Below are 16,810 nucleotides of genomic sequence, written 5' to 3' on the forward strand. Positions count from 1 at the left end.
TCATGTGTTTTGATCAAAATAGGAACTTTTCTGTGCAAAAGATCGCAGTAATTACAGGTATCACTGGCCAAGACGGCGCATATCTTGCTGAGCTTCTCCTTGAAAAAGGGTATGTGGTTTATGGAACCTATCGCCGTACCAGCTCAGTAAACTTCTGGCGCATAGAAGAACTGGGGATTAATAAGCACCCGAATCTGCATCTGGTTGAGTATGATCTGACCGATCTGTCGGCCAGCATCCGTTTGTTGCAGCAAACAGGGGCAACGGAGGTTTATAACCTGGCCGCACAGAGCTTTGTGGGGGTGTCTTTCGAACAGCCTATTACCACAGCGGAAATAACCGGTATTGGCCCGGTTAACCTGCTGGAAGCGATCCGCATTGTTAACACTAAAATCCGTTTCTATCAGGCATCGACCTCTGAAATGTTCGGTTTAGTGCAGGCAGTGCCGCAGAAGGAAGATACGCCATTCTACCCGCGCAGCCCGTATGGCGTTGCCAAACTGTATGCCCACTGGATGACCATCAACTACCGTGAAAGCTACGGTATCTTCGCCTCCAGTGGCATTCTGTTTAACCATGAATCACCATTGCGTGGTCGTGAGTTTGTTACCCGTAAAATCACTGACTCCGTTGCCAAGATCAAACTGGGCAAACTGGACGTGTTGGAACTGGGTAACATGGACGCCAAACGTGACTGGGGCTTTGCCAAAGAATATGTCGAAGGTATGTGGCGTATGCTGCAGGCTGAGCAGCCGGATACCTTCGTGCTGGCAACCAACCGTACAGAAACCGTTCGTGACTTCGTTGCCATGGCATTTAAAGCCGCCGGTTATACCCTGCGCTTTGAAGGTAAAGATGAGCAAGAAGTCGGGATTGACGTTGCTAGCGGTAAAACGCTGGTTCGCGTTAACCCGAAATTCTTCCGTCCGGCAGAAGTGGAACTGTTGATCGGTAATCCAGCTCGCGCCAAGGAAATTTTGGGTTGGGAGCCTAAGACCACTCTGGAGCAACTGTGCCAGATGATGGTGGAGCAGGATCTGGTACGTAATCAGAAAGGGTCTTCCTTCTGATGTTCGGCGCCGGCAAACGTGCCTTGGTTACGGGCATCAATGGGTTTACCGGCCGCTATGTGGCAGCGGAATTATCCGCTGCCGGATATCGGGTTTATGGGCTGGGTTCATTACCTTCGGCCCAGGCGGACTATTTTCAGGTAGACTTGCAAGACGAAGCGGCGTTAGCGGAAGCTATCGGCCAGGTTAAGCCAGATGTCGTTGTTCATCTTGCTGCCATTGCGTTTGTGGGCCATGGTGACGCGAATGCTTTCTATAGCGTAAACCTGCAGGGCACTCGGAATTTACTCCAGGCACTTTCCGACAGTGCCCATCCATTGGATGCCGTGTTAATTGCCAGCAGTGCCAATGTTTATGGTAACAGCACTGAGGGTAAACTCGGTGAGGAGACCCCCGCCAACCCGGCGAATGATTATGCGGTGAGTAAGCTAGCCATGGAGTTTATGGCCAGATTGTGGGTGGATAAACTGCCGATATTCATTACGCGGCCCTTTAATTATACCGGTGTTGGCCAGGCAGATAATTTCTTGTTGCCGAAAATCGTCAAGCACTACAAGAGTAAGGCTGCCGTTATCGAGCTCGGCAATATCGACGTTTGGCGTGACTTTACCGATGTCCGCGCCTTGAGCAAGGCCTATGTGGCACTGTTACGGGTCAAGCCTATCGGCGAAACGATCAATGTTTGCTCCGGCCGAACTTATTCTTTACGTGACGCGGTTGATTTATGTGAAAAAATCACATCGCACCACCTGGATATCCGCGTAAATCCGGCTTTTGTCCGCCCTAACGAAGTCAAGATACTGTGTGGCGATGCGACAAAACTGCGCAGTCTTGTCGGTGATTGGGATACTCCCCCGTTGGAGGAAACCTTGCGCTGGATGTTGGAAAACTGACGATGAAAGTCATATTTGGTACTGACCCGATTAAATATCCGTTAACTGGGATTGGCCGATATGCTTATGAGTTAGCTAACTGTTTAACTAAAAGCTCGGAGATATCCGAGCTTTTATTTCTTCAGGGGCGTAGGCTAAGTAAGCAAATACCGCAAGCCAGGGAAAGCAGTTCTTCAAGCCAGGGTTTGCGTCACATGGTGCAAAAAAGCAGAGTTGCTTCTGAGATATACCGTTTGACGGCTCCTTGGTTAAAAACGTTAGCGTTAAAGAAACACCCGGATGCCATCTACCACGGCCCAAATTTCTATTTACCTCCCAAAGTCGGGCCAAGCGTAGCCACCTTTCACGATCTCTCTGTCTTTACATGGCCACAATGTCATCCTCAAGAACGCGTCCGTTTTATGCAGAAAGAACTGCTGCTGACGATGAAACGTGCCGATATCTTGATCACTGACTCAGACTTTACACGGCAAGAGGTGATGGATTATTTTAACCTGCCTGCTAATAAAGTGTATGCGGCAAGGCTGGCTAGCAGTGGGGAATTTTACCCTCGCGATCCTGAGTCTATTACTGCCGTAGTATCTCAGTATGGGCTGCAGGCAGGGCGATATTGTTTATTTACCGGGTCGATTGAGCCGCGCAAGAATATTGAAACCTTGCTATCCGCCTACGAACGGTTGCCTCTTGGCTTAAGAAAGGCTTATCCATTAGCTATCAGCGGCTTTAAAGGCTGGCGTAGTGAAGCTTTGCACGTGCGTTTTGAACAGGCTGAACGCGAAGGGTGGTTATGTTATCTGGGCTACACCAAGTCAATCGATTTACCTTATCTATTCGCTGGCGCCAGGAGTTTCCTGTTCCCATCTTTATATGAAGGATTTGGATTGCCGGTGCTGGAAGCCATGGCATCGGGCGTGCCGGTGGTGTGTTCCAATAGTTCTTCGTTACCCGAAGTGGTTGGCGAGTGCGCATTGACCTGCGCCGCTCTAGATGTCGAAACCTTGACGCAGTTAATTCATCAGAGCATTGAAGATGAGACTTGGCGTGGATCTGCCATCACCGGTGGGTTAAGTCGGGCAAAAACCTTCTCTTGGCAGCGTTGTGCCGCAGAGACTATTCACGCATATCAGCAGGTTTAATAGCTTTCATGTTAAAAGTTCTGCATTTTTATAAAACATATTATCCTGATTCTTTTGGCGGCATTGAACAGGTTATCTACCAGTTAAGCGAAGCTGGCATATGTCATGATATCGAATCGACGACGCTATCGCTAAGCACGCGTGGTGATATAGATAATGAGCGCGTCGGCACGCACTCGGCCTATTACGCAGCAACCAATTTTGAAGTGGCCTCAACACCATTTTCTCTCAGTGCAGTAAAAAAGTTTAAACAGCTGGCTGCACAGGCAGATATTATTCATTATCATTTTCCATACCCATTTATGGATATGGTGCATTTTATCGCTGGTGTAAAAAAACCGACGATTGTTAGCTATCACTCGGACATCGTGAAACAAAAATTGGCGTTAAAATTTTATACGCCGTTGATGAACAAGTTTTTAGATTCGGTTGATTGTATCGTCGCGGCTTCGCCAAACTATGTGAAAACGAGCACGACCTTGCAGAAATATCTGCCTAAAGTCAAAGTGATCCCTTACGGCCTGGATAGAAACTCGTACCCAATGGCGGATGAGCAACATCTTGACTACTGGCGTCAAAAGGTGGGCGATCGCTTTTTCCTGTTTGTTGGTGCTTTCCGTTACTACAAAGGGTTGCATATTTTACTGGATGCGGCGAAAGGCACTGATTTCCCATTAGTCATTGTTGGGGCCGGGCCTATTGAGCAAGAGTTGAAACAGCAGGCGACAGATTTAGGATTGAAGAATATTCATTTCCTTGGCGCTTTACCTGATGAGGATAAGGCCGCGTTGCTGCAGTTGTGCTACAGCGTCGTTTTCCCTTCCCATCTGCGTTCTGAAGCGTTTGGCATAACCTTGCTGGAAGGGGCGATGTTTGGTAAGCCGCTCATTTCCAGCGAGATCGGCACAGGGACAACCTACATCAATCTGGATAAGGAAACCGGCATCGTCGTACCTCCGTCAGATGCTGATGCATTGCGCCAAGCGATGGTGCAACTGTGGAACGATCCGCAGTTGGCAGCTCGTTATGGAGAGAATGCTGCCAAACGTTTCCAGGACCTGTTCACGTCTGCACGTATGGCGGAAAGCTACATTGAGCTTTACCAGCAGTTGATCGAAAAGCGCCTGTAAAAAGCGCATTGTCTATCCGTGATATGCAATTATGTGACCTATCGCACCAATCACTACCCAGCGAACACAATCCTGAGTTAACATGTTGGCCACATCAAAAACCTGTTGGCCAAGAGCCGTGATACAGGTGTCATCCTCAGACAGGAGTTCCTAATGTCCAAACAGCAAATCGGCGTTGTCGGCATGGCGGTGATGGGCCGCAATCTGGCTTTGAACATCGAAAGCCGTGGCTATACCGTTTCTATCTTTAACCGTTCAGGCGACAAGACTGACGAAGTTATTGCAGAGAACCCGGGCAAAAACCTGGTGCCGCACTACACCGTCGAAGAGTTTGTTGCATCGCTGGAAACACCGCGCCGCATTTTGCTGATGGTAAAAGCGGGCGAAGCTACGGACAAGACCATTGCCTCGCTGACTCCGCACCTGGATAAAGGCGATATCCTGATCGACGGTGGTAACACCTACTATCAGGATACCATCCGTCGTAACCGCGAGCTGTCTGCTCAGGGCTTCAACTTTATTGGCACCGGCGTTTCCGGTGGCGAAGAAGGGGCGCTGAAAGGGCCTTCAATCATGCCTGGTGGCCAGAAAGAAGCTTACGAGCTGGTGGCACCAATCCTGAAGAAAATCGCCGCTGTGGCCGAAGGTGAGCCATGCGTAGCCTATATCGGTGCCGACGGTGCTGGCCACTACGTGAAGATGGTGCACAACGGTATCGAATATGGCGACATGCAGCTGATCGCAGAAGCCTACTCCTTGCTGAAGCAGGCGCTGAATCTGAACAACGAGCAGTTGGCTGACACCTTCGCCGAGTGGAACAAGGGCGAACTGAACAGCTACCTGATCGACATCACCAAAGACATCTTCACCAAGAAAGACGAAGAGGGTAAATACCTGGTTGATGTGATCCTGGATGAAGCGGCCAACAAAGGCACCGGCAAATGGACCAGCCAGAGTTCTCTGGATCTGGGCGAGCCACTGTCATTGATCACCGAGTCTGTATTCGCTCGTTACCTGTCTTCTCTGAAAGACCAGCGCGTAGCGGCTTCTAAAGTCCTGACCGGCCCGAAAGTTGCAGCCTTCAGCGGCGAGAAAGCCGAGTTTGTCGAGAAAGTTCGTCGCGCTCTGTACCTGGGTAAAATCGTTTCCTATGCGCAAGGCTTCTCTCAGCTGAAAGCGGCCTCCAAGGAAAACAACTGGGATCTGAACTACGGCGAAATTGCCAAGATCTTCCGTGCCGGTTGCATCATCCGCGCTCAGTTCCTGCAGAAGATCACCGATGCCTACGCTGAGAATGCCGACATCGCCAACCTGCTGCTGGCACCTTACTTCAAGCAAATCGCCGATGAGTATCAGCAGGCACTGCGTGACGTGGTTTCCTATGCGGTGCAGAACGGTATCCCAACGCCAACCTTCTCTGCGGCGATCGCGTACTACGACAGCTACCGCTCTGCGGTGCTGCCTGCCAACCTGATCCAGGCGCAGCGTGACTACTTCGGTGCACACACTTATAAGCGTACCGACAAAGAAGGCGTATTCCATACCGAATGGATGGAATAATCCCGCACGTTGAACGATAAAAAAAGCCGCCGAGGTTAACGCCCGGCGGCTTTTTTATTGTTCGCAAAACAGGATTACTTTTGCTCGTGCCGTTCGCGCAGGCGGCCAATCACCTTACTCAAATCCAGCTCCTGATCCTGCAACAGCACCAGCAGGTGGTAAATCAGGTCGGAAGCTTCGTTGGTCAGCTCTTCGCGATCGTTCACCGTGGCGGCCAGGGCTGTTTCTACGCCTTCCTCACCTACCTTCTGTGCGATGCGCTTGGTACCGCTGGCATACAGCTTGGCAGTGTACGAGCTGTCCGGGCTGGCGGTTTTACGCGAAGCCAGCAATTGTTCAAGCTGGTACAGGAAGCCCCAGTCGCTGCTTGCCGGATGGAAGCAACTGTCGTTACCCAAATGGCAGGTTGGGCCAATCGGGTTGGCCAGGATCAGCAGGGTATCGTTATCGCAGTCTGGCGTAATGCTGACCACGTTAAGGAAGTTGCCGGAGCTTTCGCCTTTGGTCCACAGGCGCTGCTTGGTGCGTGAGAAGAACGTCACCTTGCCGGTTTGCTCGGTCACGTCCAGAGCTGCCTGATCCATATAGCCCAGCATCAGCACTTCGCCGGAAACGGCATGTTGTACGATCGCTGGCATCAGGTTGTCGGTTTTTGCCCAATCCAGTTTAGCTTTCTGTTGTTCTGTTAACACACGCGTATCTCCACGCCTTTCTCTGCCAGGAACCGTTTCAGTTCGCCGATATTGATGATTTGCTTATGGAATACCGAAGCCGCCAGCGCGCCGTCAACGTCGGCATCGCGGAAGGCTTCCAGGAAGTGTTCCATGGTACCGGCACCGCCGGAGGCGATCAGCGGCACCTTGCACACTTCACGTACCCGCTTCAACTGTTCCAGATCGTAACCGTTGCGTACGCCGTCCTGGTTCATCATGTTGAGCACAATCTCCCCAGCGCCACGCTTTTGCACTTCCTGCACCCAATCGAGGGTTTGCCACTCGGTGACTCGGGTGCGGCTTTCATCGCCGGTATATTGGTTGACGTGGTATTTGCCGGTTGCGGCTTCATACCAGGTGTCGATCCCGACCACGATGCACTGTACGCCGAAGCGATCTGCCAGGCGGCTGATCAGCGTTGGGTCGGCCAGCGCAGGGGAGTTGATGGAGATCTTGTCCGCCCCAAAGGAAAGGATCTGGCTGGCGTCTTCGGCACTCTTGATGCCCCCGGCCACGCAGAACGGAATATCGATCACTTCCGCCACGCGTGATACCCAGCTTTTATCTACCACCCGCCCATCGCTGGAAGCGGTGATATCGTAAAAGACCAGTTCGTCGGCACCTTCCTGCGCGTAGCGCTGGGCCAGCGGCACGATATCGCCAATGATTTCGTGGTTACGGAACTGCACGCCCTTGACCACTTGCCCGTCCTTGACGTCCAGACAAGGGATTATCCGTTTTGCCAGCATGCGATAGCCTCCTCAACGCTGAATTTACCATCTAACAGGGCGCGCCCGACGATCACCCCTTCCACACCACTGCCACGCAGCTGGGCGATATCGTCCAGGTTGCCGATGCCGCCAGAAGCCTGGAAGGCGATCTGCGGATAACGTTGGCACACTTCCTGATACAGCCCCACGTTAGAACCTTTCAGCGTACCGTCGCGTGAGATATCGGTGCACAGCACGTGCTTCAGGCCAAACGGCAGATATTGCTCAACCACCTGTTCCAGCGTGGCCTCCGAGTCTTCCTGCCAGCCGCTGATAGCCACGTTCTTGCGGCCTGCGGCGTCGATGCGTACGTCCAGCGCCAGCACCATGGCATCGGCACCGTAGCGTTCAAACCACCCCTGTACCATCTCTGGCTGCTTGACTGCGGTGGAACCGATGACCACGCGCGTGGCTCCGGCTTCCAGCAGCGCGGCAACGTCTTGTTCGTTACGAATACCGCCGCCAACCTGTACCGGCACGCTTACTCCGGCCAGCAGTTTACGCAACAGCGGGATCTGGCGAGCAGCCGGGTCTTTGGCCCCGGTCAAATCAACCAGGTGTAAAACTTGCGCCCCTTGCTGCTGATAGTCTTGCAGACGCAGCAGCGGATCGTTGCCGTAGTCGCGCTGTTGGCCGTAATCGCCCTGATGAAGACGCACTACGTTACCGTCGATCAAATCCAAAGCGGGAATAATCATGCTGCCTACATCTCCAGAAAGTTCTTCAACAGTTGCGCCCCGGCGTTGCCAGATCGCTCTGGATGAAACTGCACGCCAAAGAAGTTGTCTTTTTGTACGGCGGCGGTGAAGGGCTCGCCGTAGTTCGCCTGAGCGATGGTGCTTGAGCATATCGGCATCGCATAACTGTGAACGAAGTAAAAGTAAGCACCATCCTCGATGCCGCGGAACAGATGATCGCCGGCCTGCGCCGTAACCTGATTCCAGCCCATATGGGGCAAAGGCAGGCCAAAATCGGTCATCTGTGTTACCGGAGTATCGATAATCCCTAGCGTTTTGATACCCCCATTTTCTTCACTGCTGGCTGCCAGCAACTGCATGCCCAGGCAGATCCCCAGCACTGGCTGGGTACATGCCTTGATCAGATCGATCAGGTCGCGCTGTTCCAACTGGTTCATTGCCGCCTGTGCAGTACCCACACCAGGGAGGAACAGTTTGTCGGCGCGCAGCACGATCTCTGGATCGCGGCTAACCTGTGGCTGATAGCCCAGGCGTTGCACCGCATAGTTGACCGAGGCGAGGTTGGCGCAGCCGGTATCCAGGATCACCACGTTCATCACAGCACTCCTTTCGAGCTAGGCAGCGTATTGCCCTCAACGCGGATCGCCTGGCGCAGCGTGCGGCCAAACACCTTGAACAGGCTTTCGACGCGGTGATGGTCGTTTTTGCCTTTGGTGCGCAGGTGCAGGGTGCAGCCCATGGTGTAAGACAGCGAGCGGAAGAAGTGCTCGATCATCTCGGTGCTGAGATCGCCTACGCGTTGGTAGTTGAACTCGGCTTTATATTCCAGGTGCGGACGGCCGGAGATATCCAGTGCGCAACGGGCCAGGCATTCATCCATCGGCAACACGAAACCGAAGCGTGCGATGCCGCGTTTGTCGCCCAAGGCTTTACTCAGAGCTTCGCCCAGCGCCAATCCGGTGTCTTCTACCGTGTGGTGATCGTCGATGTACAGATCGCCGTTCACCTGAATATCCATCCGGAAGCCGCCGTGGGTGGCAATCTGATCCAGCATGTGGTCGAAGAAGCCGACGCCGGTTTTGATCTTGCTGCCGCCTTCGCGATCCAGCCAGACCTTGACGTCAATCTGCGTTTCTTTGGTCACGCGGTTAACGTGCGCATAGCGATCGCGTTTGGTCAGCTGTTGGGTGATGGCCTGCCAGCCCAGCGCCTGGCGCTGATACAGCAGCCCTTGAATACCCATATTGGCCGCCAGTTGGATATCGGTTTGACGATCGCCAATCACATAGCTGTTGGCCACGTCGATCGCGCCCGGCTCCAGATAGCCTTTGACCATGGCGACCTTCGGTTTACGACATTCGCAATGGTCTTCCGGCTTGTGCGGGCAGATCAGGATATCGTCAAATTTGACGCCCTGTGAGCTGAGGATCTGCATCATCAGGTTGTGTGGTGGATCGAAGGTTTCCTGCGGGAAGCTGGCGGTGCCGAGGCCGTCCTGATTGGTGATCATCACCAGGGTGAAACCGGCTTGCTGCAAGGCCAGCAGGGCAGGGATCACTTCCGGCTCCAGCGCCAGTTTATCCAGGCGGTCGACCTGGAAATCTTCCGGGGGTTCAGCAATCAGCGTGCCGTCACGGTCAATAAAGAGATATTTTTGGCTCACGTTGGCTCCTATGCGCCGGGCAGAGTATTGAGTGCGTCAACGACGCGCTGGCATTCGTTACGGGTGCCGATGGTGATCCGCAGGCAACCGGACAGGCCAGGCTGTTTATTTTGGTCTCGCAAGATAATGCCCTGATCCCATAAGGTTTTAAAGACATGACTTGAGGCGGTAAAGCGAACCAGCAGGTAATTGCTGTCACTGGTGAAGACTTGTTCTACACAGGCGCAGTCTTGTAACGCCTGCTGTAGCCAGCTGCGGTTGGCGGCAATCTCGGTGACGCGCTGGCGCATAACGCGGATCCCCTCGGTGCTCAGCGCCTGGGCGGCGATATCCGCCACTGGGGTCGATAGCGGATACGGGGCAATCACTTTCAGCAGCAGGGCGATCACGTCCTCATTGGCCAGGGTAAAGCCACAGCGCAGGCCAGCCAGGGCGAAGGCTTTGGACAGCGTGCGTAATACTACCAGGTGCGGGTAATCGCTCAGCCAGCTAGCAACCGAGGCCTGCGGGCAGAATTCGATATAAGCTTCATCGATGGCGACGATAGCTTTGCCTTTGGCCAGTTCCAGCAGGTTACGCAGATCGTTGGGATCCAGCAGGTTACCGGTCGGGTTATTCGGGCTGCAGGCGTAGATCAGCTTGACGTTATCCAGGCTGGCGGCAATGGCAGGCAGATCGAGCTGCCAATCTTGTTTGGCTTCGACCGTACGGCGCTCTACGCCAAACGTCTCGGCGCTGACGGCGTACATGCCGTAAGTCGGTGGGCAGAACAGGATAGCGTCCTGGCCTGGCTCGCAGAAGGCACGGATCAGCAGTTCGATACCTTCATCTGCGCCACGGCTGACCAATACCTGTTCTTTATTCACCCCGGCGTAGGCAGCGTAACGCTCAATCACCAGCGCGGGTTGGCATTCTGGGTAACGGTTGAAGGTCTGGGCGGTCAGTTGGAACTCTGGCGCAACCGGGTATTCGTTGGCATTCAGCCAGACGTCACCCTTGCCACCAAGGCTGCGGGCCGACTGATACGGGGTCAGCTCGCGCACGTTTTTACGTGCTAATTCTTCGATGCTCATGCTTGCTCCTTCAGTGCGGCGACGCGTAGGGTCACGGCGTTTTTGTGGGCGACCAGTTGCTCGGCGGCAGCCAGAATTTCAATGGTTGGGGCCAGGGTCATAAAGCCCTGTGGCGTCAGTTCCTGTACCGTCATGCGCTTTTGGAAATCCGCCAGCCCCAGGCTAGAGCAGGTTGCGGTATAGCCATAGGTTGGCAGCACGTGGTTGGTGCCTGAAGCATAATCCCCGGCGGACTCCGGCGACCAGTCACCTAGGAACACCGAACCAGCGCTGGTGATGCTGTCTACCAGATCGCGCGCGCTGCGGGTCTGAATAATCAGGTGCTCAGGGCCATATTGGTTGCTGATGGCGACACACTCGGCCAAATCCTTCGCCACAATCAGGCGGCTGCTGGCCAGAGCCTGGCGAGCGGTTTCTGCCCGTGGCAGCTGTGCCAGCTGTTGCTCAACCGCCATGGCGACCGCTTCGGCCATCGCGGCGTCTGGGGTTAACAGAATGACCTGTGAATCCGGGCCATGCTCGGCCTGAGACAGCAGATCGGAAGCGACAAACGCCGGGGTCGCGCCGCTGTCTGCAATCACCAGCACCTCGGAAGGGCCTGCAGGCATATCGATGGCCGCCCCGTCCAACCGTTGGCTGATCTGACGTTTGGCTTCGGTCACGAAGGCGTTACCCGGCCCGAAGATTTTCGCTACCCGTGGCACCGAATCCGTGCCAAACGCCATGGCGGCAATCGCCTGCGCGCCTCCGACCTGGAACACTTCCTGCACGCCACAGAGTTTGGCGGCATACAGGATCTCATCGGCGATCGGCGGTGGTGAACACAGCACCACACGGCGGCAACCGGCAATGCGTGCCGGGGTCGCCAACATCAATACCGTGGAGAACAGCGGTGCGGAACCGCCAGGGATATACAGACCCACCGAATCGATTGGGCGGGTCACCTGCTGGCAACGCACGCCAGGCAGGGTTTCGACGTCTACCGCTGGCAGTTGTTGTGCATTGTGGAAGGTTTCCACGTTGGCGACGGCTACGGCCATCGCCTGTTTGATCTCGTCACCCAGACGGGCGCAGGCCTGGTCAATCTGCTCTGCCGTTACGCGTAATGCCGCGACTTCGGTTTTATCAAACTTGGCGCTGTACTCACGTAGCGCGCTGTCACCATTGGCTTTCACGTTATCGAGGATCTCGCGCACCGTGCGGGTGATGCTGTCCGAAGCCGAAATGGCCGGGCGCATCAGCAACTCCGCGCGCTGTTCCGCGCTGCAGCTGCCCCAATTGACGACGGTATTGAAGTTTGGCATGGCGTTACTCCATCATCTTCTCAATTGGCAGCACCAGAATGGAGCTGGCACCCAGGGCTTTGAGTTTTTCCATGGTTTCCCAGAACAGGGTCTCACTGCTGACCATGTGCATCGCTACGCGGTTCTGAGAGCCTGCCAGCGGCAGAATGGTAGGGCGCTCGGCACCCGGCAGCAACGCGACGATTTCATCCAGGCGTTCGCTTGGCGCGTGCAGCATGATGTATTTGGATTCGCGCGCCTGGATCACGCCTTGGATGCGGGTCATCAGGCGGTCAATCAGCTGTTGTTTGGCTTCCGGCATTTCACCGTCACGCTGGATCAGGCAGGCTTTCGAGCGGTAAATCACTTCCACTTCACGCAGGCCGTTGGCTTCCAGGGTGGCACCGGTAGACACCAGGTCACAGATCGCGTCTGCCAAGCCTGCGCGCGGAGCCACTTCCACCGAGCCGTTCAGCAGGCAGGATTTAAAACGAACGCCCTGTTTATCGAGGTATTGCTTTAGCAGGTGCGGGTAAGAGGTTGCGATTCGGGAGTCTTGCAGGCTTTGCGGGCCGGAGTATTCGCTATCCAGCGAGGTGGCCAGCGACAGGCGGCAACCCCCAAAATCCAGGCGGCGCAGCGTGAAGTAACGCGGGTCTTCGCCCTGAGCACGGCGGTTGAGCAGTTCCTCTTCCAGCACGTTCTCACCGATGATGCCCAGATCCACCACGCCATCCATCACCAGGCCAGGGATATCGTCATCACGTACGCGCAGGATATCGATCGGCATATTCTCGGCGAAGGCAATCAGGCGTTGTTGCTGCAGGTTGATCTTGATGCCGCAGCGGGCCAGCAATTCCTGAGACTCTTCGCTCAGGCGGCCTGATTTCTGCATGGCGATACGTAAACGTGTTTTGTCCAACATGGTAACCTCTGTTTAATCTGTAATTTTATGAATTTGTTATTAAATTTATATTTTCTGTCTGTCCGGAGCCAAAAAAAAACCCTCGGAAGATATCTTCCGAGGGCTCTTTCTTGCGTTTAGTTCGTTCTACGCGCCACTGGAAGATTCGAGAATCGTCTTCCAGCACACATCGCCTGAAAGACTAGTCAGGATGATGGTGATGATGGTGGTTGAACTGAACGCGAGTCATGTCATTTCTCTTTAAAATTGGGTCAGCCAGTGCTGAGGTGCTAATTAAGCTAAACTATCCGTTGTATAACTTGCAACCCTTTTTTGTGGTTATGAATTTAATTTATTGAAAGCGGCTGAGTTATTAGCCGGACGCAGCTTTACTCAACCTTAAGGTTAACCGATTGTAACCACCAGCGCGGTGGCGTAGCCTAGGGGAATATCCGACTATCGCCTGCGGTGTGGCCAGGGGGCCTCGGCAACGGTGAAGTTGGGCTTGTTAGTCGATTCTTAGGGGCATACTGATGAAAAAAGTCGCCATTGTGGGTCTGGGTTGGTTAGGGATGCCGCTGGCTTTATCGTTAATGGGCCACGGGTATGAAGTGGTTGGCAGTAAAACTACGCCGGATGGGGTAGAAGCCGCGCGGATGAGTGGTATCGAATGTTATCGCCTAGAACTGACGCCGGAGCTGATTTGCGAAGCTCACGATCTGGAACAGCTGTTGTACACGGATGCGTTGGTGATCACTCTGCCAGCCAGCCGCACCGTCGAGGGGAGCGCAAGCTACTTTGATGCCGTACGTATGCTGGTAGACAGCGCGATAGCGTTTGGTGTGCCGCATATTATCTTTACCAGCTCCACCTCGGTTTACGGTGAAACCACCGGCACCGTTCGGGAAGATTCGCCGCTCAAGCCGGTGACGTCGGCTGGCCGGGTGCTGGAAGAGTTGGAGCTTTGGCTGCATCAATTGCCCAACACGTCGGTGGACGTTTTGCGCTTGGCAGGGCTGGTGGGTGGGGATCGGCATCCAGGGCGTTTCCTGGCGGGTAAGGTTGACGTCAAGGGCGGTTCGCACGGGGTCAATCTGGTGCATCAGGATGACGTAATCGCGGCCATTCAACTGCTACTGAAGCTGCCGAAGGGCGGGCACACCTATAATCTTTGTGCGCCAGGCCATCCGCTCAAACGTGATTTCTACCCGGCGCTAGCCGAGCAATTGCATCTGCAACCTCCGCAGTTTGCGCAAGAAGATGAACAAGAAGGGCGGCTGGTGGACGGTAGCCGTATCTGTAACGAGCTGGGGTTTGAATATCAATACCCAGACCCGAATCGCATGCCGATCGGTTAACACAATCAAACTGTCCCGCAGCTTGCGGGGCAGTATCCCTCTAAAATAACTTTGCTTATTTTTAATCTGTCAGTTTGATTATTAAACTCGACTAAATTACAAGGAAATTAATTTTACGCATTGATATTGAAAGTAATAATCTAAATCCTTCCTATTCCACCTCCTTGTATACATCATCTATATTTATCATTTGTGTAAAATTCGAGTTAACGGAAATTTGAGTTTCTCTCCGCTATTTTCAAACTGTTGCGATAAGTATTAACATACGCTCGGTTTTTTCTAAAAGGTACCTATCCTCTCAAGCGTCTAATGGCAGTTTTTACATGAATTTTATTAATAAAAAAAATACAGCGATCTCACCTATCGCCATTTCTGCGCTGTTACCTTGCGCTCTGTGTATGACGGTAAACGTACAGGCCAGCGATCGGGTAGTGGACCCATCTTCCATGGTGGTTACGGCCAAGCGCAGCGGTCTTTCAGAATTGAGTACTCCGGCTGCGGTTAGCGTGCTTAATGGCGATGAACTTCGTCAGGCCAGGCCGCAGATTAATCTCTCCGAAGGGCTGGGCAGCGTGCCGGGGCTGCAAATTCAAAATCGCCAGAATTATGCGCAAGATTTGCAACTGTCAATCCGTGGATTTGGCTCGCGCTCAATGTACGGCGTACGCGGCGTACGTATTTATGTGGATGGTATTCCTGCCACCATGCCGGATGGTCAGGGGCAAACGTCGAATATCGATCTCAATTCAGTGGATAAGGTGGAGGTCCTGCGTGGGCCGTTTTCCGCTCTGTATGGCAACGCTTCCGGCGGCGTCATCAACGTAGAGACCGAAACCGGCCAACAGCCGGACAAGATTGAAGCGGGCATGTATAGCGGTAGTGACGGCACCTGGCGCTACGGCATGAAAGCCAGCGGTGCAACCGGCAATGGCACGCACGCAGGTGACGTGAACTACGCCGTCTCCGCGACGCGTTTTACCACCGAAGGGTTCCGTGACCACAGTGGGGCACGCAAGAACCTGGGTAACGCGCGTTTGGGTGTGCGCATTGATGATGTCAGCACGCTGACGCTGTTGTTTAACTCGGTGGATATTAATGCCGACGATCCCGGTGGTTTAACCGAAGCCGAATGGCATGACAATCCGCGCCAGGCACCAAGAGCAGATCAATACAACACGCGTAAAACCATTTCGCAGACCCAGGCCGGGTTGCGCTATGAACGTCAGATGAGCGCCAATGACGATCTGAGCATCATGACTTACGCCGGTGAGCGGGAAACCACGCAGTATCAGTCAATTCCAGTGGCCGTACAGCAGCGTAGTGAACAGCATCCCGGCGGAGTGATCTCTCTGGCACGTCATTACCAGGGCATCGATACTCGCTGGACTCATCGTGGTGAAGTGGCCACATTGCCCTTCAGCGTGACGGGCGGGCTCGACTACGAAACCATGACCGAGCAGCGCAAAGGCTATGAGAATTTCACGGTAGTCAACGGCGTTAACGAATTAGGGACCAAGGGTAATCTACGGCGGGATGAACGCAACCTGATGTGGAATGTGGATCCCTATCTGCAAACGTCCTGGAACCTGACCCAACGTTTGACGCTGGATGCCGGAGTGCGCTTCAGCACCGTCAATTTCGACTCCAACGATCGCTATATTACCGGCAGTAATGGTGATGACAGTGGCGATGCCCGCTATCACCAGTGGCTGCCAGTAGGCTCGCTCAACTATGCGTTGACCAAGGCCTGGAATGTGTACGCTTCCGCCGGGCGTGGCTTTGAAACCCCTACCATCAATGAGCTCTCTTATCGCCCAGGTGGCGTGGCGGGGCTCAATCTTGGTCTAAAACCTGCTACCAGCGATACCGTTGAACTAGGAAGCAAGACCCGTATCGGCAACGGCCTGTTCAGCGCGGCGTTGTTCCAAACGGATACCAAAAACGAAATTGTCATCGATGAGAGCAGCAACGGGCGCACCAGCTACAAGAATGCGGGGCAAACCCGTCGTCGTGGGGTGGAGTTAGCGCTGGATCAACAGTTCAGCTACGACTGGCGTCTGCAAATGGCTTGGACGCTGCTGGATGCCACTTACCGCGATGATGTCTGCGGTGACAACATCTGTTCTGCCGCAAAGCAGGTGCCGAAGGGCAACCGCCTGCCGGGGATTGCCCGCAATATGGGGTACGCCTCGCTGGCCTGGTCGCCGCCGCAAGGTTGGTTCGCTGGTGCTGAAGTGCGCTACATGAGCGATATCCAGACCAACGATCAGAATTCACAGCAGGCACCGTCCTACACCGTGGCAGCGCTGAATACCGGATATCGCTACCCGGTAGGGAACTGGCAATTTACCGTTTTTGGCCGGGTGGACAATCTGTTTGATCGCCAGTACGTCGGCTCGGTGATTGTCAACGAAGGCAATGGCCGCTATTTCGAACCCGCTCCAGGCAGAAACTGGGGTGGGGGCATGAGTGTTGCTTATTCATTTGAGTAGTAAGCAGTAGTACAGCGGGGAACCTAACCCCCGTTGAGTTGTTATCTTGGGATGGTTATTTATGACA

Annotated in this window: 16 protein-coding genes and 1 other annotated feature; of the genes, 7 read left to right on the top strand and 9 right to left on the bottom strand. The window is 54.1% G+C overall.

The genetic code is table 11. From position 1 onward, the window contains the following. The first annotated feature begins 2 nt into the window (after positions 1 to 2). From gmd to gndA, 5 genes are all read left to right on the top strand, one after another. A complete protein-coding gene (gene gmd / locus KGP16_RS09270) occupies positions 3 to 1,070 on the top strand; it encodes a GDP-mannose 4,6-dehydratase (RefSeq protein WP_223501211.1) in 1,068 nt (355 codons plus the stop codon). After that, a complete protein-coding gene (locus KGP16_RS09275; RefSeq protein WP_223501212.1) occupies positions 1,070 to 1,963 on the top strand; it encodes a GDP-mannose 4,6-dehydratase in 894 nt (297 codons plus the stop codon). The genes gmd and KGP16_RS09275 overlap by 1 nt, the downstream gene beginning before the upstream one ends. Before the next feature lie 2 nt (positions 1,964 to 1,965). Beyond that, positions 1,966 to 3,099 (top strand): glycosyltransferase family 1 protein, encoded by a 1,134-nt coding sequence (locus KGP16_RS09280; RefSeq protein WP_223501213.1) that lies wholly within the window; start codon positions 1,966 to 1,968, stop codon positions 3,097 to 3,099. 8 nt (positions 3,100 to 3,107) lie between these two features. Beyond that, positions 3,108 to 4,229 carry a glycosyltransferase family 4 protein gene (locus KGP16_RS09285; RefSeq protein ID WP_223501215.1) on the top strand — a complete coding sequence of 374 codons (1,122 nt, stop codon included), beginning with the start codon at positions 3,108 to 3,110 and terminating at the stop codon, positions 4,227 to 4,229. Between the two features lie 153 nt (positions 4,230 to 4,382). Further along, positions 4,383 to 5,789, top strand: a complete 1,407-nt coding sequence (gene gndA / locus KGP16_RS09290) for an NADP-dependent phosphogluconate dehydrogenase (RefSeq protein WP_021805011.1) — start codon at positions 4,383 to 4,385, stop codon at positions 5,787 to 5,789. A 74-nt stretch (positions 5,790 to 5,863) separates the two neighbouring features. Here gndA and hisIE read toward each other — a convergent pair whose 3' ends face one another. From hisIE to hisL, 9 genes are all read right to left on the bottom strand, one after another. Continuing rightward, a complete protein-coding gene (gene hisIE, locus KGP16_RS09295) occupies positions 5,864 to 6,481 on the bottom strand; it encodes a bifunctional phosphoribosyl-AMP cyclohydrolase/phosphoribosyl-ATP diphosphatase HisIE (protein WP_223501216.1) in 618 nt (205 codons plus the stop codon). Beyond that, positions 6,475 to 7,251, bottom strand: a complete 777-nt coding sequence (gene hisF, locus KGP16_RS09300) for an imidazole glycerol phosphate synthase subunit HisF (protein WP_021179972.1) — start codon at positions 7,249 to 7,251, stop codon at positions 6,475 to 6,477. Before hisF ends, hisIE begins: the two co-directional genes overlap by 7 nt. Then, positions 7,233 to 7,970 (bottom strand): 1-(5-phosphoribosyl)-5-[(5-phosphoribosylamino)methylideneamino]imidazole-4-carboxamide isomerase, encoded by a 738-nt coding sequence (gene hisA / locus KGP16_RS09305; RefSeq protein ID WP_021179971.1) that lies wholly within the window; start codon positions 7,968 to 7,970, stop codon positions 7,233 to 7,235. Before hisA ends, hisF begins: the two co-directional genes overlap by 19 nt. A gap of 5 nt (positions 7,971 to 7,975) precedes the next feature. Next, on the bottom strand, positions 7,976 to 8,566 hold the full coding sequence (gene hisH / locus KGP16_RS09310) for an imidazole glycerol phosphate synthase subunit HisH (RefSeq protein ID WP_223501217.1): 591 nt from the start codon (positions 8,564 to 8,566) through the stop codon (positions 7,976 to 7,978). Next, positions 8,566 to 9,633: a bifunctional histidinol-phosphatase/imidazoleglycerol-phosphate dehydratase HisB gene (gene hisB / locus KGP16_RS09315; RefSeq protein ID WP_179248903.1), complete on the bottom strand. Its 1,068-nt coding sequence runs from the start codon at positions 9,631 to 9,633 to the stop codon at positions 8,566 to 8,568. Before hisB ends, hisH begins: the two co-directional genes overlap by 1 nt. Positions 9,634 to 9,641: 8 nt before the next feature. After that, positions 9,642 to 10,706 (bottom strand): histidinol-phosphate transaminase, encoded by a 1,065-nt coding sequence (gene hisC / locus KGP16_RS09320; RefSeq protein WP_223501218.1) that lies wholly within the window; start codon positions 10,704 to 10,706, stop codon positions 9,642 to 9,644. Beyond that, positions 10,703 to 12,010: a histidinol dehydrogenase gene (gene hisD / locus KGP16_RS09325; protein ID WP_021805006.1), complete on the bottom strand. Its 1,308-nt coding sequence runs from the start codon at positions 12,008 to 12,010 to the stop codon at positions 10,703 to 10,705. The genes hisC and hisD overlap by 4 nt, the downstream gene beginning before the upstream one ends. A gap of 4 nt (positions 12,011 to 12,014) precedes the next feature. Beyond that, positions 12,015 to 12,914, bottom strand: a complete 900-nt coding sequence (gene hisG, locus KGP16_RS09330; RefSeq protein WP_021179966.1) for an ATP phosphoribosyltransferase — start codon at positions 12,912 to 12,914, stop codon at positions 12,015 to 12,017. Between the two features lie 70 nt (positions 12,915 to 12,984). Beyond that, positions 12,985 to 13,120, bottom strand: a sequence feature (His leader region). After that, on the bottom strand, positions 13,096 to 13,143 hold the full coding sequence (gene hisL / locus KGP16_RS09335) for a his operon leader peptide (RefSeq protein ID WP_100396937.1): 48 nt from the start codon (positions 13,141 to 13,143) through the stop codon (positions 13,096 to 13,098). (Overlaps the previous feature by 25 nt.) 283 nt (positions 13,144 to 13,426) lie before the next feature. On the opposite strand from hisL, the gene KGP16_RS09340 reads away from it, so the two are divergent. Together KGP16_RS09340 and pqqU are read left to right on the top strand one after the other, a co-directional pair. Further along, positions 13,427 to 14,251: an SDR family oxidoreductase gene (locus KGP16_RS09340; RefSeq protein ID WP_024528609.1), complete on the top strand. Its 825-nt coding sequence runs from the start codon at positions 13,427 to 13,429 to the stop codon at positions 14,249 to 14,251. Between the two features lie 398 nt (positions 14,252 to 14,649). After that, positions 14,650 to 16,743 (top strand): TonB-dependent receptor PqqU, encoded by a 2,094-nt coding sequence (pqqU, locus tag KGP16_RS09345; RefSeq protein ID WP_223501513.1) that lies wholly within the window; start codon positions 14,650 to 14,652, stop codon positions 16,741 to 16,743. The last annotated feature ends 67 nt before the right edge of the window (positions 16,744 to 16,810 follow it).

Source organism: Serratia sp. JSRIV006 (genome assembly GCF_019968685.1).
In the GTDB taxonomy this organism is placed as follows: Bacteria; Pseudomonadota; Gammaproteobacteria; order Enterobacterales; family Enterobacteriaceae; genus Chania; species Chania fonticola_B.

Excerpts from the sequence above, each read along its gene's own strand:
- gmd (WP_223501211.1), top strand. The coding sequence starts at position 3 with ATGTGTTTTGATCAAAATAGGAACTTTTCTGTGCAAAAGATCGCAGTA.
- KGP16_RS09275 (WP_223501212.1), top strand. The coding sequence starts at position 1,070 with ATGTTCGGCGCCGGCAAACGTGCCTTGGTTACGGGCATCAATGGGTTT.
- KGP16_RS09280 (WP_223501213.1), top strand. The coding sequence starts at position 1,966 with ATGAAAGTCATATTTGGTACTGACCCGATTAAATATCCGTTAACTGGG.
- KGP16_RS09285 (WP_223501215.1), top strand. The coding sequence starts at position 3,108 with ATGTTAAAAGTTCTGCATTTTTATAAAACATATTATCCTGATTCTTTT.
- gndA (WP_021805011.1), top strand. The coding sequence starts at position 4,383 with ATGTCCAAACAGCAAATCGGCGTTGTCGGCATGGCGGTGATGGGCCGC.
- hisF (WP_021179972.1), bottom strand. The coding sequence starts at position 7,251 with ATGCTGGCAAAACGGATAATCCCTTGTCTGGACGTCAAGGACGGGCAA.
- hisA (WP_021179971.1), bottom strand. The coding sequence starts at position 7,970 with ATGATTATTCCCGCTTTGGATTTGATCGACGGTAACGTAGTGCGTCTT.
- hisH (WP_223501217.1), bottom strand. The coding sequence starts at position 8,566 with ATGAACGTGGTGATCCTGGATACCGGCTGCGCCAACCTCGCCTCGGTC.
- hisC (WP_223501218.1), bottom strand. The coding sequence starts at position 10,706 with ATGAGCATCGAAGAATTAGCACGTAAAAACGTGCGCGAGCTGACCCCG.
- hisD (WP_021805006.1), bottom strand. The coding sequence starts at position 12,010 with ATGCCAAACTTCAATACCGTCGTCAATTGGGGCAGCTGCAGCGCGGAA.
- hisG (WP_021179966.1), bottom strand. The coding sequence starts at position 12,914 with ATGTTGGACAAAACACGTTTACGTATCGCCATGCAGAAATCAGGCCGC.
- KGP16_RS09340 (WP_024528609.1), top strand. The coding sequence starts at position 13,427 with ATGAAAAAAGTCGCCATTGTGGGTCTGGGTTGGTTAGGGATGCCGCTG.
- pqqU (WP_223501513.1), top strand. The coding sequence starts at position 14,650 with ATGACGGTAAACGTACAGGCCAGCGATCGGGTAGTGGACCCATCTTCC.